The organism is Mycobacterium sp. SMC-21 (genome assembly GCF_045310825.1).
Classification (GTDB): domain Bacteria; phylum Actinomycetota; class Actinomycetes; order Mycobacteriales; family Mycobacteriaceae; genus Mycobacterium.
On the sequence record NZ_JBJIAO010000003.1, the window covers coordinates 225438 to 245605 of the forward strand.

At 66.4% G+C, this 20168-nt stretch carries 17 protein-coding genes and 1 tRNA gene; 10 read left to right on the plus strand and 8 right to left on the minus strand.

Annotation, left to right across the window (positions count from 1 at the left end):
* The first annotated feature begins 60 nt into the window (after positions 1-60).
* Positions 61-483: a hypothetical protein gene (locus tag ACJH6H_RS04855; protein ID WP_212806987.1), complete on the plus strand. Its 423-nt coding sequence runs from the start codon at positions 61-63 to the stop codon at positions 481-483.
* A 3-nt stretch (positions 484-486) separates the two neighbouring features.
* On the opposite strand, the gene ACJH6H_RS04860 is transcribed toward ACJH6H_RS04855, so the two are convergent.
* Entirely contained in the window at positions 487-978 is a 492-nt protein-coding gene (locus ACJH6H_RS04860) for a YajQ family cyclic di-GMP-binding protein (protein WP_020101292.1), read from the minus strand.
* A 115-nt stretch (positions 979-1093) separates the two neighbouring features.
* Between ACJH6H_RS04860 and ACJH6H_RS04865 the strand changes: the two genes are divergently transcribed.
* Both ACJH6H_RS04865 and ACJH6H_RS04870 read left to right on the plus strand, forming a co-directional pair.
* Positions 1094-1176 (plus strand) — tRNA-Tyr (locus ACJH6H_RS04865).
* A 241-nt stretch (positions 1177-1417) separates the two neighbouring features.
* Entirely contained in the window at positions 1418-3460 is a 2043-nt protein-coding gene (locus tag ACJH6H_RS04870; protein WP_406774359.1) for an ATP-binding protein, read from the plus strand.
* Positions 3461-4067: 607 nt separating this feature from the next.
* Here ACJH6H_RS04870 and ACJH6H_RS04875 read toward each other — a convergent pair.
* Positions 4068-5993 carry a serine/threonine protein kinase gene (locus ACJH6H_RS04875; protein ID WP_406774360.1) on the minus strand — a complete coding sequence of 642 codons (1926 nt, stop codon included), beginning with the start codon at positions 5991-5993 and terminating at the stop codon, positions 4068-4070.
* A 632-nt stretch (positions 5994-6625) separates the two neighbouring features.
* On the opposite strand from ACJH6H_RS04875, the gene ACJH6H_RS04880 reads away from it, so the two are divergent.
* The 3 genes from ACJH6H_RS04880 to ACJH6H_RS04890 all read left to right on the plus strand — a co-directional run bounded on the left by ACJH6H_RS04880 (position 6626) and on the right by ACJH6H_RS04890 (position 9937).
* The gene (locus ACJH6H_RS04880; RefSeq protein WP_406774361.1) at positions 6626-7657 is read left to right on the plus strand and encodes a pentapeptide repeat-containing protein; all 1032 of its coding nucleotides are present in this window, start codon (positions 6626-6628) and stop codon (positions 7655-7657) included.
* Positions 7658-7723: 66 nt separating this feature from the next.
* Entirely contained in the window at positions 7724-8641 is a 918-nt protein-coding gene (locus ACJH6H_RS04885) for an alpha/beta fold hydrolase (RefSeq protein ID WP_212806986.1), read from the plus strand.
* Between the two features lie 102 nt (positions 8642-8743).
* Positions 8744-9937, plus strand: coding sequence for a permease (locus ACJH6H_RS04890; protein WP_406774362.1), 1194 nt, complete (start codon positions 8744-8746; stop codon positions 9935-9937).
* On the opposite strand, the gene ACJH6H_RS04895 is transcribed toward ACJH6H_RS04890, so the two are convergent.
* The 6 genes from ACJH6H_RS04895 to cynR form a co-directional block, all read right to left on the minus strand.
* Positions 9934-13308: a YncE family protein gene (locus tag ACJH6H_RS04895; RefSeq protein ID WP_212806985.1), complete on the minus strand. Its 3375-nt coding sequence runs from the start codon at positions 13306-13308 to the stop codon at positions 9934-9936. The two genes, ACJH6H_RS04890 and ACJH6H_RS04895, sit on opposite strands and share 4 nt — an antisense overlap.
* Positions 13309-13419: 111 nt before the next feature.
* A complete protein-coding gene (locus ACJH6H_RS04900) occupies positions 13420-14046 on the minus strand; it encodes a maleylpyruvate isomerase family mycothiol-dependent enzyme (RefSeq protein ID WP_212806984.1) in 627 nt (208 codons plus the stop codon).
* Positions 14047-14048: 2 nt separating this feature from the next.
* The gene (locus ACJH6H_RS04905) at positions 14049-14525 is read right to left on the minus strand and encodes an SRPBCC family protein (RefSeq protein ID WP_212806983.1); all 477 of its coding nucleotides are present in this window, start codon (positions 14523-14525) and stop codon (positions 14049-14051) included.
* Positions 14522-14842 carry a helix-turn-helix transcriptional regulator gene (locus ACJH6H_RS04910; protein WP_212806982.1) on the minus strand — a complete coding sequence of 107 codons (321 nt, stop codon included), beginning with the start codon at positions 14840-14842 and terminating at the stop codon, positions 14522-14524. The genes ACJH6H_RS04905 and ACJH6H_RS04910 overlap by 4 nt, the downstream gene beginning before the upstream one ends.
* A gap of 68 nt (positions 14843-14910) precedes the next feature.
* Complete coding sequence (gene arr / locus ACJH6H_RS04915) at positions 14911-15351, minus strand: NAD(+)--rifampin ADP-ribosyltransferase (RefSeq protein ID WP_371824483.1); 441 nt, start codon at positions 15349-15351, stop codon at positions 14911-14913.
* Between the two features lie 161 nt (positions 15352-15512).
* Positions 15513-16421 carry a transcriptional regulator CynR gene (gene cynR, locus ACJH6H_RS04920; protein WP_212806980.1) on the minus strand — a complete coding sequence of 303 codons (909 nt, stop codon included), beginning with the start codon at positions 16419-16421 and terminating at the stop codon, positions 15513-15515.
* A gap of 104 nt (positions 16422-16525) precedes the next feature.
* Here cynR and ACJH6H_RS04925 point away from each other — a divergent pair, with 104 nt between their 5' ends.
* The 4 genes from ACJH6H_RS04925 (at position 16526) to ACJH6H_RS04940 (ending at position 20113) form a co-directional block, all read left to right on the plus strand.
* Positions 16526-16753 carry a hypothetical protein gene (locus tag ACJH6H_RS04925; protein ID WP_244872772.1) on the plus strand — a complete coding sequence of 76 codons (228 nt, stop codon included), beginning with the start codon at positions 16526-16528 and terminating at the stop codon, positions 16751-16753.
* A gap of 44 nt (positions 16754-16797) precedes the next feature.
* The gene (gene cynS, locus ACJH6H_RS04930; RefSeq protein ID WP_212806979.1) at positions 16798-17268 is read left to right on the plus strand and encodes a cyanase; all 471 of its coding nucleotides are present in this window, start codon (positions 16798-16800) and stop codon (positions 17266-17268) included.
* 120 nt (positions 17269-17388) lie between these two features.
* Positions 17389-18441: a hypothetical protein gene (locus ACJH6H_RS04935; RefSeq protein WP_212806978.1), complete on the plus strand. Its 1053-nt coding sequence runs from the start codon at positions 17389-17391 to the stop codon at positions 18439-18441.
* Between the two features lie 355 nt (positions 18442-18796).
* The gene (locus tag ACJH6H_RS04940) at positions 18797-20113 is read left to right on the plus strand and encodes an Ig-like domain-containing protein (RefSeq protein ID WP_212806977.1); all 1317 of its coding nucleotides are present in this window, start codon (positions 18797-18799) and stop codon (positions 20111-20113) included.
* Positions 20114-20168: the final 55 nt, after the last annotated feature.

The window sequence follows — 20168 nt, forward strand, 5'->3', positions numbered from 1 at the left end:
TGTGCCCTGTTGTTAGGAGGATGTGGCTTGTTTCCGCACAGTGATCGTCCAGCGCACCCGATGACCGATGAAGAGTCCATGGCGCAAGTCCTCGACGCCGGTCGGCAATTGCGGAAAGTGGCTGGGCTGCAAGACGTTACCGGCGGCGGCTACCTCGCCTCCTGCAATGACGACGGCGCTCCGCCGAACCGCGGATACATCGAGATGAGTGCGCAACTGCCTCCCGGCGTCAGCGGCCACGACTACGCCGAACAGGTCAAGAAGGCCATGCTGGCCGCGGGCTGGTCGGACAAGCTACCCACCCAGCACAACTACGGCGGCACCATCAACCGGAACGGCGTCGCGATCAACATCGAGTACTACCAGGGCGAAAGCCGGCTCGCGTTCAAGCTCTACGGCGAGTGCCGCAACATGACCAACCATCACGGGGACAGCAAGAACGTCGGCACCCACCTGGACAAGGAGCTGAACAGCGACGGCTGAGCGTCAGCGGTAGTTGACGAACTGCAGCGCCACGTCCAGGTCGGCCCCCTTGAGCAGGGCGATGACGGCCTGCAGGTCGTCGCGCTTCTTGCTGGACACCCGGATCTCGTCGCCCTGAATCTGCGCCTTGACGCCCTTGGGGCCCTCGTCGCGGATGATCTTGGTGATCTTCTTGGCCTGTTCGCTGCTGATGCCCTGCTGCAGCGTCCCCGACACCCGGTAGGTCTTGCCGCTGGGCTGCGGATCGCCGGCGTCGAACGCCTTCATCGAGATGTCGCGGCGGACCAGCTTCTCCTTGAACACGTCGACGGCGGCCTTCACGCGCTCCTCGGTCGAGGAGACCAGTTCGATGACCTCGTCACCCTTCCAGGCAATGGTGGTGTCCGTGCCGCGGAAGTCGAAGCGGGTGGACAGCTCCTTGGCGGCTTGGTTCAGCGCATTGTCGACTTCCTGCCGGTCGACCTTGCTGACGATGTCGAACGATGAATCCGCCATTGGATTGCCCTCCGTATCTGCGCCCCTGGTCGGGGTCCCGTTTTCGTGTTCGGTACATCTTCGTTGTACTCTGCTACTCGCGCCAAACCCGGGGTCACCGGGAGGCGACGAACCCGGCAGGTTGCCCGAGCGGCCAATGGGAGCGGACTGTAAATCCGTCGGCGGAAGCCTACACAGGTTCGAATCCTGTACCTGCCACACTGATCAGGCCCCCTTTCGAGGGGGCCTGATTTCGTTTGGAGAGTCGATCGTCCGGAAGTTGTCCGCAGCGGCTTCGAAGGCGTCGGCCGCGGAGTCTAGATCATCTGGGAACAGATGGCGGATGGGTATGGGGCGGCTGGTTCGGCAGAGTTTCGAACCGGAGGCAGGCCGAGATGGGACCGTCGGTGACGGTGGGGGGGCGATAGTCTCCCAGGGTCGGATCGAAGTAGGGGGCGCTGTGGCTCTGACCACATCACTGGCAGGCCGTGTCCGGAACACAAGCCTGCCGAAGAGCCACGCACTCTTGCCGCTCCTCGAGGCGATCGTGAACAGCATTCAGGCGATAGATGCCCGGCCCGGGGACTCGGAATCACTCGGCCGGATCGAAGTGAGGGTGCACCGCGATGCCCAGGCGGAGCTGGACTTCGGCTCCGCAGGTCCTGGGCGGGCGCCCATGAAGCCAATCGTCGGCTTCACCATCGCCGATGACGGCGTGGGATTCACGCCGCAGAATATGTGCTCCTTCGAGACTCTCGACAGCGACTACAAGTCGGACCTCGGCTGCCGCGGCGTAGGCCGGCTTCTTTGGCTGAAGGCATTCGACAGGGTGTCGGTCCGGAGCGCGTACGAGGACGAGGAGGGGGAACTCCGGGGACGGCAGTTCAAGTTCTCGGTCGAGCACGAAGTCGAGCACAACGGAGACGCCGACGGGTTCGTACGTCCCGGCGCAGTCGTCAGTCTCGACGGCTTCAAGAAGTCGTTCCAGCAGCACGCGCCGAAGGGTGTCGACGCCATTGCACGCGAGGTGTTCGAACACTGCATCTGGTACTTTCTCCGCCCCGGCGGTGCGCCCGTGGTGACGATCGCGGACGACGATGAGTCAGTGTCCCTGGCCAGCCTGATGGACGAGTTCGTCGACTCGGCGATGTCGTCGTCGACGATCGAGGTCAAGGGTCAGAAGTTCCACATGCTGAACCTCCGGCTGAAGGCGACCGCGCGGAACTCTGTCCCCCGCCTCCACTGGTGCGCGGCAAGTCGCGTCGTCATCGAGGAGAACCTGAACGGGAAGGTGCCCGGGCTCCACGGCAAGCTCAAGGACGAGGCCTCCGGTGAGTTCGTCTACGCCTGCTATCTGACCTCGGACTTCCTGGATGAACGCGTCAGGTCTGATCGGACGGCCTTCGACATCGCCGACCGCATCGCGGGGGAACCGCTCCTCGACGACCTCTCGTTGGACGACATCCGTGATGCCGTCGCCGGGACGATCAGTGAGATCTTGAAGGGCCCGCTCGAGTTGGCTCGTGAGCAGGGAAAGCAGCGGGTACACGACTTCGTAACCAAGCGCGCTCCCCGGTATCGGCCTGTGTTGGCCACGATCGAGCAGCGTGGCATCACGGTTGATCCGTCGGTCAAGGACCAGGAGCTCGAATTCCAGCTCCACCGGCACCTGCAGAAGATCGAGTCCGAGGCGTTCGTTCAGGGGCAGGAGATCTTCGCGGAAGCCGACTCGGAGCCAGCGGAGGACTACGCCGAGCGTCTCGCGGCCTATCTCGCCACCGTCAGCGAGATCAACCAGTCAGACCTCGCCGCATATGTCTCGCGTCGCCGCACGGTGCTGGACCTGCTTGGGCGGCTGATCCGCGCTGATAAGGAGGGGAAGTACAGCCGAGAAGACGCGATCCACTCGCTGATCGTCCCGATGCGAACGGAGTCCAACGACGTCGCCTCCGACGGTTCGAACCTGTGGATCATCGACGAGAGGCTCGCGTTCCACGACTACCTCGCCTCCGACAAGACGCTGAAAAGCATGCCGATAACGGGGTCCGAATCGACGAAGGAGCCCGATATCCTCGCGACCCGGCTCATCGACGCTCCGGTGCTCGCCGCGGAAGGGCAGAAGCTGCCGCTGCCGTCGATCGTCGTGGTCGAGATCAAGCGCCCGATGCGCAAGGACACCACCGAGGACAAGAACCCGATCCAGCAGTGTCTCGACTACGTGAAGAGGATCCGCGCAGGAGGAGTACTGACCGCGACGGGGAGGCCGATCCCGCCCACCCAGGATCCCCCAGCGTTCTGCTACATCATCGCCGACCTCACGGAGAAGATGATCGAGCGGTGCGAGACTTCAGACCTGCGTCCCACCCACGATGGTCTCGGCTACTTTGGCTACAACAATGCCGCGAGGGCGTTCGTCGAGGTGATGAGCTTCGATGGGCTGGTTAATGCAGCAACTGAGCGGAACCGTGCCTTCTTTGACAAACTGGGCCTTCCCTCCGGCTAAGGCTCGGCTGCGAGCCCCCGGCCGAACGCGACCGTGAAGTCGTCCTGCCGGCTGGACGAAGGGCAGGGCATCCGTACCTCGCTGGGCGGGCCCGCAGCCGTCATTCACTATCGACGTGGCGGGTTGAGGTTCTGGCATGCCACGCGGCGTCCTCCCGCCTCCCAACCAGGCCTCTCGCCAGCTGCTTTCCACTCGCGGGCCATCGCCCGAAGCTCGGCACACACCGCCGCGCGGCGCAACTCGAGATTGCGGTGCCAGTGGCACATCCGACAGGAGCAGGCGCGGGGGCTGTGTAGACGAATTCCCAGTAGCCGCGGCCGATCCCGGCCGATTTTCCAAGAGGAGTCGGGGCCCGGAAGGTCGCACTCGCGGCCGCCGCAGCGGTGGACAGCGCGCACAGCGACTCCACGGCGGGTGACGCGGGCGCGGTAAGGCTTATGGGCATCGGTGTGGGACATGGCAGAACCCTCGGGATCCGGTAGCCCCGCCGAGTACGCAGAACGTCTACGGCGACGGAGCTACGGCATGATCCAGAGGCTGCCGGCCGAAGTCCTATTCACGAGTCGGAGGCTACTCGGCGGGGGCGACGTTCCGGGCAGAGTTCCGCTCACCAGCCCCACGCTAAGTCGCCGTTCAGGTCTGCCTTGCAAGTGGCGATCCCATCGATCTGCACGACACGGGCGCGCGCCCCGGGCTCGCTGCACGCCGACCCGAGCTGGACGGCGGGCCGACTCTGGTGGGTCTTGTCTCTCCACGAACCCGTCTCCATGCTGCAGTACAACGTGCCGTCGGGTGACACATCGCCGGACTCAGCCGGGGTGCACGGCTTGCCCTCGTACAGGAGGGGAGCACTCGTGGTCGTCGTCACCGCGGTGCGGGTCGAAGTGACCGCGGACGTCGCCGGCTTGCCCTCCCCAACGTAACCGCTTCCGTCCCAATGCAAGTCCTTGTTGGTCCATGTCCCCTCAGCGCATGAGGGTGTGCAGTCGTTCTGGTGTTCGCGAAGCACATATTGTCCGTCGACACCGGGACCGATCAGTTCGGTGTCGAGCTTGTCTTCACCGATGGTCCTGAACCCCTGTGCGGTCGGGACCAACACCAGAACCATTGCAGGGTTGTGAGCTCCGCCGCCCTTGTAGCGAACGAAGAGATTGCCGGTCGCATCGGAGGCCGGCTCGGCAAACTCGAACCCGTAGCCGAACTTGACGGAAAGCGGCATGAGAACCGAACCGGCGCCGGTCACAGCAGACACGCAGGCACCGTCGACGCCTGAGATGCCGTACGACGCTGCCCGGGGGATGACGAAAACCCGCATCCGGCCCAAATAGGGATGCTCAAGGTCGTGGTGAGCGCTGGCAGTGCCTGGGCAGCCTGCGTTTGGTGATGGGCTGTCGGGCAGCGGCGCGGCCTGCGCCGATGGCGAAGGAGTCACGGTTGCCGTTGTCGAAATCCCCGCCGTGCTGGCCGCCGGCGCCGCGGCTTCATCACTCCCACCACGCGTGACGTAGATACCGACCGCCGTCGCAGCGACCGCGACCGTCGCCACCACCGCCGCAGCGATCGGAGCCGTCCGGGACTTCGGCTGCGGCATAGGCGAGGCCTTCGTCGCGACCTTCCGAACCTGTGTGGGCCCGTTCGACGGCAGTGTCGCCGCCGCCAACGTCGGAGCGGATGCCGGATAGCGCACCTCACCACCAGCCGCCTCCTGCAGCGCCGAGACGAACTCCGCGCACGACTCGTACCGGTCGCCCGGCTCCTTCGCCAGCACCCGCTCGAACACTGGGTCCATCGCTGCGGGCAGGTGTGGTGCGACCTCGCTGATCCGCGGCGGGTCTTGGACCAGGTGCGCCTTCATGATGGAAGCGATGGTGGTGCCCGCGAAGGGCGTCCGGCCTGTCAGTAGGTGAAATGCTGTGCAGCCCAACGAATACAGGTCCGAGCGGTTATCGACCACCTCGCCCTCGATCGCCTCCGGCGAGATGTACTGCATCGTCCCGACGGTCATCCCGGTGGATGTGAGCGAGGTGGACTCGCCAGCCGCCTTTGCGATACCGAAGTCCGCTAGTTTCACCGACTCGATCTGCCAGGCACCGTCGGACTCGTCGATGCTCACCAGGAGGTTGGCCGGCTTCACGTCGCGGTGCGTGACCTTCTGCTTCCGCCAGGCGTAATCCAGCGCCGCGGCAGCCGCGCTGATCAGCTGGACCGCCAGGCCAGGGTCGAGGGGGCCATCGGCCTTGAGCAGCTCCGAGGCGTCCGTGCCGTCGACGTACTCCATCGTGATCCACAGCCGGCCCTCGAACTCGCCGCGGTCGTGCAGCGTGACGATATTCGGGTGGCTCAGCTGGGCGAGCAGGTCTGCCTCGCGCTGGAACCGGACCTTGAAGTCGTCATTCCGGCTGACCCCGGCGTCGAGCAGCTTCAGAGCATCCTGCCGCGGTAGACGCGGGTGCTGCACGAGGAACACCTGCCCCATACCGCCCGCACCGAGCGGACGGATCACGCGGTACCCCGCGATCGCGGTGATTTGCACATTGTGAGTGTGGCAGGTGAGTTGCTGTACGGGATCGGATCCGGAGCTGGTTCACACCAGGGACAGCGGGCCCGGACCGGCGCACTCCGTCAACGAGGCCGTGCGCCCAACTCCTCGCGGTACATGTCCTCGCCCCTGAGGCCCGGTAGCCGCTCCGCAAGGAGATTGCGCACCATGGTGAGGCGCCCCGGCCCGGCTCCGGCCTCGGAGGCGCTCGGCGCAGTCCAGCTTCGCTTGTGACAGAGCCGTTCCCATACCGTCCAGCTCACCATCTCAGGAACGTAATGGACTTGAGTTATCCCGTCGCTACGCGATGGACTGCTTGGGGTGATTCATCGTCGGGTCTTACACGCCAATAGCACGGGTCGGCAAACCTAATGGGGCCTCTCCCCGGGCTGATCGGAGCTGCATCCGGTCCACAACTAATGGAAGCCCGGACGTTGGGCTGACGGTGTCGCATTTGCTCTCAGGTTTTCGTTTAGGCTCGGCCGGTCAGCTTGTCGACCATGATTAGTCCTCAGGGCGAATCAGATCGAACTGGGGGTTGGGGGTTGGAAGGACACCATCATTTTTGGTCGGGTTGGGCACCGTTGCCGCTCGAACCGCTGCCTCCGCCACCTCAGCCACCTCCGATGCCGGCGCCGCCTGTCAGCGTCGTGCCCGCGTCACCTCCTGCAATCATCAACCTGCCGGCCCCGCTTCCAAAGGGTGTCTGGGAAATTTGGGCGCAGCCACTCGCGACTGGGGCGGCAGCGCTTGCAGCAATTTTGGCTGCTTGTGTCGCCATGTATGTGGCATTCAAGAATCGTCAGCAACTCGAGAAACAGTTCGTGGCATCCCATGGGCTTGAACAACTCCGCGGCCTGCGAGACAGATACACAGCGATCAGCGCTCAGCTTGATAGTTCGTCAGGAACGGTTCGAAGTGCAGGTGTCTATGCCCTCGGTGCTCTGGCGGACGATTGGCTCGCAAGGAACGACAGTAAGGAAGCGCAATCGTGCATCAATCTCTTGTGTAGTTATTTGCGTCAACCGTACTTGGTCCGGGATGAGGCAGACTCGATGTCTGGTTTTACGGTTCGTACTCAAGTCGATGACAAAGAGTACGTTGAAAAGCACTACGATTATCGCTCTGACGACGTCGATGTCCGCGATAACATTGTGTTGCTAATCAATAATCATCTACGTCGAGATGCGGCTATCTCATGGAGTGATCTGGAGTTTGATTTCAAGGGCGCATACCTACGTGCGGCGCGTTTCGGGGACTGCGTGTTTAGCAAGCAAGTCGACTTTAGTGGAGCCACGTTCGCGGGCGATTCGGCCAACTTTACTCGCACAGTCTTTCATCATTCCGCGCTTTTTGAAAGGGTGAACTTTTCGTGCCGATACGTATGGTTTGAGTCGACTCAATTTCTGGGTGGATTCGCCTCCTTTGACAACGCAGTTTTTTCTGGTTACTCGGTAGACTTCAAAGGGGCGGAATTTAAAAATGCATATATAGGCTTTGATGGCGCGGCGTGGCAATGCCAGCAGGTTGACTTCTCGGAAGTCGACATCGTTGGCAACCCGATATTTAATGAGGGCGGCAAGCCGCCAAACATCCGACCGGATATTTGGCCGCCGCGCGCAGCAGAAGCAGGAGTCGAAGGCGAGTCGAAACACTGAGCAGAAGCGCGACGCGTCGGCGGCCAGCTTGAGTTTCGCTGCCTCCACGTCGTTAGGATTCGACACATGGTCGAGTCGTCTTCGGACCGTGACGTCGTGCTCGACGTCGAGGGCTCCGGTGTGCAACCGCCGGTCGATCCCAAGATCCGCAAACAGTTCGCCTTACTCGAGCGATTCGCCCCGCCCATCGGATCCCGCTGGGCCACCGAGTTGTGGTGCACCCCGCCGATCATCGAGCAGAGCCTGCGCATGCCGCCCGGTGTCCAGCCGGGCGCACCGCTGGAAGCGCATTGGGACGGCCACCGCATCGCCGGGGAATCCTGGGGCGACGGGCCGCCGGTGTACCTCGTGCACGGCTGGGGCGGCCGCCGGCCGCACCTGGGCATGTTCATCAAACCGCTGGTGACCGCCGGCTATCGCGTCATCGCGTTCGACCTGCCCAGCCACAACGAGTCCGACCCGGGCGCGCTCGCGCCCGGACGCACCACCGCCATCGAATGCGCCGACGCCGTCGCGGCCGTCATCCGCGAACACGGGCCGGCGCACGCCGTCGTCGCGCACTCGCTCGGGGCCAACGCGACCACCATGGCCGCCGCGGTGAACGGCGCCAAGGTCGGCCGGTTGGTGCTGCTCGCACCGATGGGCGACTACCCGATGTACCTGGACCTGTTCGCCGCGCGCCACAACTTCGGCCCCCGGATCCGTGCGGGCCTGCAGAAGCGCCTGGTCCGCAGGATCGGCATGTCGCTGGAAGAGACCAACATGGTCAACCTCGCGGCCCGCGCGGGCCACCCGCCGCTGCTGCTCATTCACGACCCCGACGACCCCGACAGCCCCTACTCGTCGAGCGTGAAGCTCGCCGCTTCGTGGCCCGGCTCCGAGTTGCTCACCACGAAGGGTCTCGGCAAGCTCGCGCACTATCGCATGCTGCGGCACCGCCCGGCGATCAACGCCGGCATCGAGTTCATCGGCAGCCCGGTCTGATCACCGTCGAGCGTGGGGGATGACGTGGAGATCCGGCCGATTTTCCGCGTGAACCCCCACGCTCGACGATTCGGAATGCCGCTGACGGGTTAACGTCACCTGATGGACGCCGCGATCGCTGCGATCGGTCACGCACTGGCCCTGGCCGGTTCGATGACGTGGGAGATTCTCTGGGCGCTGATCCTCGGGTTCGCGCTGTCGGCTGTCGTGCAGGCCGTCGTCCGGAAATCGACGATCGTCCGCCTCCTCGGCGACGACAAGCCCAAGACCCTCGCCGTGGCCGCCGGACTCGGCGCCGCATCGTCGTCGTGCTCGTACGCGGCAGTGGCGTTGGCGCGCTCGCTGTTTCGCAAAGGCGCCAACTTCACCGCGGCGATGGCCTTCGAGATCGGCTCGACCAACCTCGTCGTCGAACTCGGCATCATCCTGGCCCTGCTGATGGGCTGGCAGTTCACCGCCGCGGAGTTCATCGGTGGCCCGATCATGATCGTCGTTCTGGCGGTGCTGTTCCGCTTGTTCGTGCGCAGCCGCCTCATCGACGCGGCCCGCGTGCAGGCGGACCAGGGCATCGCCGGTTCGATGGAAGGGCATGCCGCCATGGACATGTCGGTGCAGGGCGAGGGCTCGTTCGCCAAGCGCCTGTTCTCGGGACCCGGCTTCACGTCCGTCTCGCACGTCTTCGTCATGGAGTGGGCGGCGATCCTGCGGGACCTCATCATCGGCCTGCTCATCGCCGGTGCCATCGCCGCGTGGGTGCCGAATACGTTCTGGGAGAACTTCTTTCTCGCCGACGATCCGACGTGGTCGGCGATCTGGGGACCGATCGTCGGGCCGGTCGTGGCGATCGTGTCGTTCGTCTGCTCCATCGGGAACGTGCCCCTGGCGGCGGTGCTGTGGAACGGCGGCATCAGCTTCGGCGGCGTGGTCGCGTTCATCTTCGCGGACCTGCTGATCCTGCCGATCCTCAACATCTACCGGAAGTACTACGGCACCCGGATGATGCTGACGCTGCTGGCCACCTTCTACGTCTCGATGGTCGCGGCGGGTTACCTTGTCGAATTGCTGTTCGGCGCAACGGGTCTCATCCCCACGCAGCGCCACGCCATGGTGATGGAGAGCGGCATCTCCTGGAACTACACCACGTGGCTCAACATCGTCTTCCTGCTGCTGGCCGCGGGTCTGGTGCTGCGCTTCGTCCGCACCGGCGGCATCCCGATGCTGCGCATGATGGGCGGCTCGCCCGACGCGGGACATGAGGGCAGCCACGAGCACCACGCCGGCCACGACCACCACTAGACGATCTTCAGCACCCGTGCCGTCGTCGTGTACGTGCGGGTCCAGGCGTTGTAGGAGATTCCGGTGGTCAGCGCGCGGCTGCCGTCGGCCGTCAACAGCGGATTGCTGCCCACCCCGGTGAGGGCGCTGCCCACCTGTGCGCCGTTGGCGGTGTTGATGACCACGAGCTGGCTCCCGGTGCTGACGACGGCGCGGGTGCCGCTGCCACTGAGGACGAGGTAGCCGTTGTCGGGCTTGAGGGTGAGGGTGCTGCCCAGCTGGAAGCCGGTGGTCGTATCGAGCACCGCCACCTGCGACGTGGGGACGCCGGTGGTGTTGAAATTGCTGCTGATGGTCATCGCCACCGCACGCCCGGTGTCGGCGCTGTACTGCACCCCGCCGTTGAGGAAACCGATGAGCGTCACGGTGTTGCCGATCTGCGCGCCGGTCGTTGTGTCGAGCACCGTCAATCGCTCGCTGTTGACGCTCGTGGCCCCGTTGTAGACAGACGTGGTGATCAGCGCCCGGCTGCCGTCGACGCTGATGAGACGGGAGCCGAATTCCTCGCCTGCGAGGTTGAGAGTGGTGCCGGTCTGGGCGCCGGTGAGGGTGTTGATCACGGCCACGTGCGTCCCGGCGTTGTCGCCGGCGATGGTGACGGCGCGGCTGCCGTCGGGCGTCATCAGCAGCGAGCGCCAGGTGCCGGGCAGGGTGACGTCGCCGATCTGGTTGCCGGTGGCGAGGTCGACGGTCGCGAGCTTGGTGGTCGTCACCTGAGTGACCGGGTCGGTCGACGTCGCGGTGATCACCATGCGGGTCCGGTCGGCGCTGAGCTCGCGGGCCCCGTCGCCGGCGACGACCAGACCGGTGCCGACCGGGGCGCCGGTGGCGGCGTCCAGGACCGCCAGCCGGGTGGTGAACGTGTTGACCGGGCCCTCCGTGCGGGCCATGAAGACGACGCGGTTGCCCGCGGCGTTGAATACCGCTGCGCCGTACGAGATGCCCTCACCGTCGAGGTCCGCGGTGGCGCCGACCTGCGCGCCGGTCGCGACGTTGATCACCGTCGCCTGCGTGGTGTAGCCCGAGGCGAAATCCCTGATCTGATTGGTGATCGCGGCCCGGCTGCCGTCGGCGTTGAGGACCGGCGGGGCCAGCTCGTTGCCGGCGATCTCGACGGTGGTGCCGAGTTGGGTGCCCGTGGTGGTGTCGAGCACCGCCACCCGTGTGGTGTCCGGGGCCTCCCAGATCGGGCGGCTGGTGGTGATCAGGGCGCGGGTGCGATCGGCAGTCAGGACGGGCGGCTCCAGACTGTTGCCGGTGACGGAGACAGTGGTGCCGGTCTGGGCGCCGGTGAGCGTGTTGATCACCGCGACCTGCGTGGTGCCCGAGCCGTAGGTGGTGGTCAGAGCGCGGCTGCCGTCGGCCGACAGCAGCTGCACGCCGACCGCGCCCGGCAGGGTGAGGGTCGTTCCGGTCTGCTTGCCGGTCGCGAGGTCGATCACCGCCAGCTGTGTCGTCGCGGTGCCCGCGGCGGTGATCACGGCCCGCGTGCCGTCGGCGCTGAATGCCGGGACGACGGGCTTGCCGGCGATGGACACCGTGCTGCCGACCTGCTTGCCGGTCGCGGTGTCGATCACCGCGACGCGGGTGGTGCTGGTCGTCGAGATGGGCGAGGGGCCGGTGATGACCAGCGCGCGAGTGCCGTCGGTGCTCAACAGGGTCGAGCCGACGCCCGAGACGCCGACGCTCCCGATCTTCGTCACCGACGTCGCGATGAGCGAGGGCGGCACGAGCACACGCACGGTGCGGTCGGTCGCGTCGGTGACGTAGACGGCGCCGCCCGGGGCGACGGCGACGGCGTGGCCACCGGCGGCATCGGTGTCGAACCGGACGGTGCTGACGACGGCCGAGGTGGCGGTGTTGATCACCGAGACGGTGTCGTTGCCGTTGGCGACGTAGGCGATGCTGCCGTCGGCGCTGACGGCCACCGAGCTGGGGGCGGGACCCACCGCGACCGCGCCGGGCAGCACGGTGCCGGTGGCGGTGTCGATGGTGGACAGCGTGCTGTTCTGGCCCGCCACATAGAGCGTGCCGCCGGTGCCCAAGGCGAGCGCGGTGGGTGAGGTGCCGACCGCGATGCCGGTGACGCCGAGGGTGCTGGTGTCGATCACCGAGACGGTATTACTGCCCTGATCGGCGACGTACACCTTCCCGGTGCCGAGCGCGAGAGCGGTCGGTTGGCTACCGACGCCGATGGTGTCGGTGACGGTGTAGGTGGTGGGGTCGACGACCGACACGGTGCCGCTGCCCTTGTTGGCCACATAGATTCGGCCGTCCGCGCCGACCGTCAAGGCGCTCGGCGTGGTGCCCACCGTGATGTCCTTCGACGACGTGCTCGGGTTGGCGTCGATGCGCTTGTAGCCGACGGTGTTGATGACCGACACCGTGCCGCTGCCGCTGTTGGCGACGTACAACCGGGTGCCGTCGGGGCTCAGCGCCAGTGCGCTCGGCGCGGTACCGACCGAGATGTCCTGCGAGAACCAGCTCGGGTTGGCGTCGATGCGCTTTCCGGTGGTGGTGTTGATGACCGAGACCGTGTTGCTGCCGGTGTTGGCGACGTACAGCCGGCCGTCGGCACCCATCACCTCCGCGCCGGGATTGGTGCCCACCGAAATCGACTTTGAGTAGTTCAGCCAGGGTGACGGGACGTTCGTCGTCGCGGCCGTGGGGACCGGCTGCGTGGCGGTCGCGACCACAGGTTGCGCCGCGGTGGCGACCACGGGCTGACTCGTCGAGGTGACCGCGGCGGGTTTCGTCTGGGCCTCGATCCGGGTGCGGGTGCCCCAGGCCGCCAGCACGGCGGCCACCGGCGAGAAGTCCGGGGCGATGGGACCACCGTTCGCCGACGACTCGAGGCTCGACGCCGACATGACACTGACCGCGCCGTTCGCCTGCGTCGGGGTGGACGTGACCGACGGCGTCACCGCCGATGTCGCGACGACCGTTGCGGCCACCGCCCGCGGTGCCGGGGCCGACACGGTTTCCACGTCGGCCTGGAGGGCGCGCGGCGTGGGCTTCTTCGTGGACCCGGTGACGGTCTTCGCGGTCGCCTGCGTCTTCGCGGGACTGTCTGCCGCCGTCGGTGTGGGTTTCGTGGCGCGCTGCTTGTCGCTGCTCGCCTTGCCCGGCGGGCGCTTGTTCTTGCCGGCATTCGCGCCGGGCTTCGTGGCGCCGGCCGCCTCGGGCGCGGCGTTCTGTGCCGGCGCCGAGGTGGCTCCGGGATTCGCCGCATCGTCGGCCCACGCCGTACCCGGTGTACTCGCGATCGCGAAACCGACCCCGAGTGCCACCGCCAGTCCCCCGACCCGTCCGACGTACGTGGCGTTGCTCATGGTCGGTCCTCTCGCGCGGCCCGAAAGAGGGACATATGTCCCTCTAATGGGAATACCGCATGAGCAGCCGTCTGTCTGCAGTACAAACGGCTGATTTCTCGCGTTGTGCGATTACCGCAATCTCGCCGCGAGAATCGGCTGACCCGGGCCGCCCAGTTCGTCGACGGCTGCCGGGCGTCCGGTCATCGCCATCAGCAATGCCTCGCCCGTGCCAAGCACCTCGGGCCCCGCGCCGTGCTGCCAGTCGACGTCGGTGGCCCGCAGCCGCAGCCCCCGGATTCGCTTTCCTGCGCCCAGTCGCGGGTTGCCCGGGACTGCCGGGAGGATGCGTTCGAGGCGTTCGGCCGGGATGGTGCGCGGATGGCCGAGCGCCCGGCGGATGTCCTGGTGGTGGACAGTCCCGTCGACTAGTCCGATCATCCCGTCGAACCCCGACGTGAGCCCCTGCGCACGCAGATGGGCCTCGAGGAAGTCCATCAACTGCGCGGGGGTGTAGCTCGCGAAGTCCCGCACGCCTACCTCGTTGGCGCGCACGATCCGTCCCCGGACGAAGCGCTGCAGCAGGCCGAAGATGCTGAGCTCTTCGTAGCTCACGACATGTGCGACAACGTCTTTCACCGACCACTCGGTGCACAACGTGGGGGCCTGCCAGTCAGCGTCGGACAGCGTCCGCAGATAGGCGGCGAGGTCGCGACGCTCCTCGTACGCGAGGTCCAGCATGGAACGCTGCGACGACATGGTCACGCCTCCGCGGCGACGATGTCGTGGTACCGGTTCAGGTACAGCGGCCAGCCGGCCTCGCCGTCGACACCGTCGGCCACCGATCGCCAGCCGGCGCCGTGGCGTTCCAGATGCCGGTGCTCCAGATCGACGCGCGTCCGCCCGTCGGCTTCGGCGGTGAACCGCACTTCGACCTCGCTGGTTTTGTCGGGGTCGGATTCGACCTGCCATGTCGGCCCGATGTCCCACGAGAAGACCACGAGCTTGGGCGGCTCGTAGGCCAGCACGCGTGCCCACCGGCACGTGCTGCCGTCGGTGCCCACGTCGTAGATGTGGCCGCCCACATGGGTTTCGAAGACCGTCTCCGCGATCGGGACTGCCAGCAGGTTGTGGTCGCGGGGTTTGATGGCGTCGAAGCGGCCGACGAACAACGCGAACGCCCTGTCGACCGGCGCCTCGACGACGACGCTCTTGCGGATCGGTGCCACCTCGGTCATGAATGTTTCCCTTCGTCGTCGGCCAGCTGTTTGAACGCCGTCAAGGTCTTGTCCCAGAACACGTCGAGTTCGGCCCGCAGGGCCGCGACGCCACGGGGGTCGACTTGGTAGATGCGCCGGGTGCCGACCTGCCGATCGGTCACCAGGCCGGCGCAACGCAGCACCTTGAGGTGCTGGGACACCGCCGGCCGGCTGACCGGCAGTCCCTCGGCGAGCTCGCCGACCGCGAGCGGCCCGGCGGCCAATCGTTTGAAGATCGTCCGCCGGGTGCGGTCGGCGAGAGCACCCCAGGGGTCGGCCGTTTCGTAAGTAGTCACTAACGGTAAGTCTAGGCTTACGGATATCGATTGAAAAGGGTTGCGATGGCTTTGGCTGGTGTTGACCGTCAGTCGTAGATGACGGCAAGGCCCCGGCGTTGGAGGTCGGCCAGGCCGTCGCGCATCGCCTGAATCTGCTCCGGTGAATGCCCGACCCAATCGGTGAGTTCACCGACGATGCGAACCGGCTCGCGGGTGCGGTAGGAGTGCGTCGGGTTGCCCGGCAGTTTCTTGTCCGTCACGTTGGGGTCGTCCTCCAGCTCGCCCAGCGGCTCGACGATGTAGATGCGGCAGCGACCGTCGCCGGCCGCGAGTTCGGCTCCCCAGGCCGCGGCGTCCAGTGTCCGCGTGACGTAGACGTGGTTCGAGACGCGGCCGGTCTCGTAGTTCGATTCCCACCCGGGCTGCAGCAGATCACCCACCGCGAGGTCGGCCTTGGTGCCGTGCAGCAGCGCGCCCGACTCATGCACTTCAAAAGGCTTCGGCGTGTTCGTCATGACATCCCCCATTCGTCGTACCGACTGGCCGGACGATTGTGCGGCACCACCGGGGCCTTGCCGCAAGCCCCGGGGTGTGCCATAAATTGAGAGTGGGAGGAACGTTCACGTCTGAGTTCCCCCGTGCGGCCGGCACGTGAATTGCTTTGCGCGACACGGCTTTCTTCTGACGATCACCCGGGCGGTGCATAGCCGCGATCTGCGACGAGTTCGTGCGTGAGCCGCACGAACGCGGATGCGGCCGCGCTGTGGTAGCCGCCGTCGCGGCGCAGGATCGCGACGGTCCGGGTCGGAATGGGCGGGTCCAGTGGCACCGGCGTGAGGTGCGGATGGTCGTGGGTGACGGCGTCCGGCAGCACCGTCGCCAGCGGCGTGCGCTGCACGATCTCGGTGAGGGCCTGGACGGAGTTGGCCTCGATGATGATCCGCGGGGCCACATGGTGTGCCGCGAAATAGGTGTCGATGTGGGTCCGGGTGAGGAAGTCACTGCTGAGCAGCGCCAGCTGGACATCGTCCAGCGCGCGGACCGGCAGGGGGACCGCCAGACCGGTGGCCCGCGGCCCACCGGCCACGAGGCCGAGGTGCTCGGTGAACAGCGCGGCGAACTCGATGCCGGGAACGGGAGCGCCGACGAACGCGATGCCCACGTCGAGATCGTCGGCGAGCAGGCCCGCTTCGATGCTGTCCTGGGACATCTCGACCACGGTCAGGGTGATCCCGGGATGGCGGGCGTACAGCTCGGCCGTCAGCGGGCCGATCAGATAAGTGATGAACGTCGGGGTGATGCCCAGGCGCAGGTGCCCGCGGGAGAGGTCTTGGACGTCCTCGATGGCCCGCTCGGCGGCGGCCAGTTCGCGGAGTGCGCTCCGGGCGCGCTCGGCGAAAGCGGCGCCGGCATCCGTCAGCCGGACCGTGCGGCCGCCGCGGTCGACGAGTTGCACGCCGAGCGTCGTTTCCAGCTGTTTGATCTGCTGCGAGAGCGTGGGTTGCGACACATATAGCTCCTCGGCGGCGCGGGAAAAATTGCCGTGTTCGGCAACGGCGAGGAGATACCGCAGGTGACGGAGCTCGAGTCCAGCCATGGCGCCAACTATAGATGCTGTCTATGGCAAGCGTGAAAAGTGGCTATTGGACGTTATAGGTGCTGTTCGTACATGGTGAATGCAGCAAGAAAGGAAACACCATCATGAAGAAGAACAGCCTCGGCGCCATGACAACCGGGTTGGCCGTCGGCGCATTCGCCGCGCTCACGATCGGCCTGGCCGCCCCGGCATCGGCCGACAACGGCGGGACGGTGGCACTTCCCGGCCCGGTTCCCGTGTACGCACAGGACACCTTCATCGGCGGTGCCAACCCCTACGTGCCGTTCGGCACCAACCCGATGGTGCCGTACGGCACCTGGGCGCAGCACTGACACCCGCTCGAAACACCACCCGCCCTCCGGAAGGAAGTCCCGTCATGATCCACGCACAATTCGACCCGACCGCCCGTCAGCTCCTCGCCGCCACGGCCGTCGAAGCCAAGACCCGCAAGGACCTGTCCTGGCAGCAGATCGCCGACGCGGCCGGCCTGTCGGTGGCCTTCACGACGGCCGCCGTCCTCGGCCAGCACGCGCTTCCGGAAGAGTCGGCCAAGGCCGTCGGTGAACTGCTGGGCCTGGACGATGCCGCAGTGCGGTTGCTACAGACCATCCCGACGCGCGGGTCCATCCCCGGTGGCGTGCCCACCGACCCGACCATCTACCGGTTCTACGAAATGCTGCAGGTCTACGGCACCACACTCAAGGCGCTGGTCCACGAGCAGTTCGGTGACGGCATCATCTCCGCCATCAACTTCCGGCTCGATGTGCAGAAGGTTGCTGATCCCAACGGTGGCGAACGAGCCGTCATCACCCTGGATGGCAAGTACCTGCCCACTGTGCCGTTCTGATTTCTCGCGCCGACTGCCCTAATATGGTTGTTGATGTCACGAAAATTTTCGCAACAGCAAATTCTCGTGGCAAACTAGACAGAGGCCGCTGGCAGTCGGCTTCGAGAGGATGGATGCAGCGTGGCGACGCACCTGCGCATGGCAGCGGTGACCTGGCTGGTCGCCGCACCGGTTATCAGTGTCGGCGTGGCGAGCGCTGCACCGATCGATATGCCGCTCTCTCCCAGTGTTTCTGGTGATGCAGGTGGGGACAGCTCGGGAACGTCGCGCCCGGGCCTGTCTTCCCTTGGGGACCTCCGCAAGGCGTTCGGCGGGCTGACCACCACCGCCACCACTGTCGGAACCGGTGCGCTCACCGGCTTCGGAGTCACGCCCTCTCCGGGCCAGCAACTGACGCCCAAATTCGGCGACGGCCGCAACGGCTCCAACATCTCGTCGGCGACGTCGTCCTCGAGCACGTCGGCCGCCCTGCCTTCGGGCGTCGTGAACACGACGCAGAGCGCACCGGCCAGCGAACCCGCGAGCATTGCCGAAACTCCCACCACCGCGCCGTCGGTCCAGTCGGTCTCCGTACCGTTGGCCGCGGCGAGTGCCGCGGCCGGTCAGACCGCACTCGTCGTGGCGGATGCGCCACTGGCGCCGGTGACGGCGCTGACGGGGCCGCTGCCGGCAGCATTGGGTGAACCGATCCGAACCGTGGCCGCGTTGCCGGGGTTTGCTGTCGCGCAAGCGCTGCCCGTGGTCGACGGGTGGGCCTCCGCCGTGGCCGAGCTGTCGTCGCCGGTCGGCACGCCGGTGACCGGAGTGCCGCGCGCCGTGTCCACCGGCCGCGACTTCGGGACCCGCGTCGAGCCCGTGGCATCCGGTGGGGCGCAGACGGATTCGCGTTTCGCCGGCCACTCCGGCGGCACCGGGGAACTGCCGGGGCGCGCCCCGGCACCGGCTGACCGGGTGTTCGCGGCCGACAACGCGATCGTCGCGGCGGCGCCGTACCGGGCCGGCTATTCCGACGACCTCCGCGCGGCCGGCCTGAGTGAGGTCGCCGCTGTCGCAGTTCCGGGTTTCACCGGCCTGTTGGTGCTGACCGGCGCCGGTGGGCTGATCGGCTTCCGGCAGGCCCGCGCAGGTCGCGCGATGCACGGCGGCACCCTCAATCGATTCGCGGCGCAGTAGCCCCGCGGCCCGTCCACCGTTCACGGCGCAGAGCCCGCTCTGCGTCGTGAATTGCTTTGTCGCGGAGGGTATTCGGCCGCGGGCGCGGTGGTGTTGCCCAAACATCTTGGCGGGCACCATCTTTGGCTGAATTGCCTGGTCAGCACGGCGCCGCCCGGCGGTGCTGAAATCACCGGGAATCTGGGCCTATCACACATCGGCGGGCGTTTGCCAGCCGACACGCCGAAGTGTCGCTCTGGTGAAATCGAGACGAGCTCCATCCGACGTGCAAAGAGCCCGGCCGACCGCTTACTCTGATGCAGTACCTCGAGTACATCCATCCGACAATCCCTGGCCGAAGCCGAACTTTGGAGCTGTGTTGACCTCATCCCGCCGTGTTCGTGGCGCCTGGCTGGCCGCTGCGTTGGCCGTCCTTGCCGTGCTCGGTGGGACCGTGGTGTCGTCGACGTCGCGCTGCCAGGAAGGTTGCAAGGTGGTCGCCGCGTCGCGCGACCTGTCCGTGTCGCAGCCCGCCGCTCCCGAGCCCGCCGTCGTGCGCGTCTCGCCGGCCGGCGGGGCGAAGAACGTCAGCCCCGCGGCGCCCGTCAACGTCACCGCGGCGAGCGGCACGATCACCGCCGTGTCGATGGTCAACGGCGCCGGAAAAGAGATTCCCGGGACGCTCTCGCCCGACGCCAAGACCTGGACGCCCGCCGAGCAACTGGGCTACGGCCGCAAGTACACGATGACCATCGAGGCGCGCGGCCCCTCCGGCATGCCGTCGCGGCAGACGTCGAGCTTCACCACGCTGGACCCCACCTACCAGACGGCGGTGTACCTCAACACCGTTTCCGGTGCGCAGCTGCAGGAGGGCGGGACCTACGGCGTCGGCGTCGTGGTCACCGCGCACTTCGACGAGAAGATCGAGGACAAGGCCGCCGCGGAGCGCAACCTCGTCGTCACCACCAACCCGCCGGTTACCGGCTCGTGGCACTGGGTCGACGACGCCAACGCCCATTGGCGGCCGGAGAAGTACTACGCGCCGAACACCACGGTCAGCGTCGCGGCCAAGATTTACGGCGTCCGGCTGGGCGAGGACACCTACGGCCAGCAGGACGAGCATGTCTCGTTCCGGATCGGCAACGCCCACGTCTCCGTCGCCGACGACCACACCCACCAGGTCAGCGTCTTCGACAACGGCCAACTGGTGCGCACCATGCCGACCTCGATGGGCATGGGCGGCACCGAGACGATCGGCAACACCGTCATCTCGTTCTGGACCCCGCCCGGTGTCTACACCGTGATGGACAAGGCCAACCCGGTGATCATGGACTCGTCGACGTTCGGATTGCCGACCAGTAGCCGCCTCGGCTACAAGGAGACCATCCCGTGGGCCACCCGGATCAGCCATGACGGCATCTACCTGCACCAGCTGAACTCCACCATCTGGGCGCAGGGCAAACAGAACACCTCGCACGGCTGCCTCAACCTGAACAGCGAGAATGCCAAGTGGTTCTACGACTTCTCCGTGCCCGGCGACGTCGTCGAGATCAAGTACACCGGTGGCCCGCCGCAGATGCTGAGCCAGAACGGCGACTGGAGCATGCCGTGGGATCAATGGGTCCGCGGCTCCGCCCTGCCGCCGCCGCCTGTGACCGCGGCGCCCGTCGCGGCCCCGCTGCCGCCGCGCTAGCTACCGCGCGAAGACAGTCGCGGCCAAGTGTGAACTATCTCACAATGACCCGGAT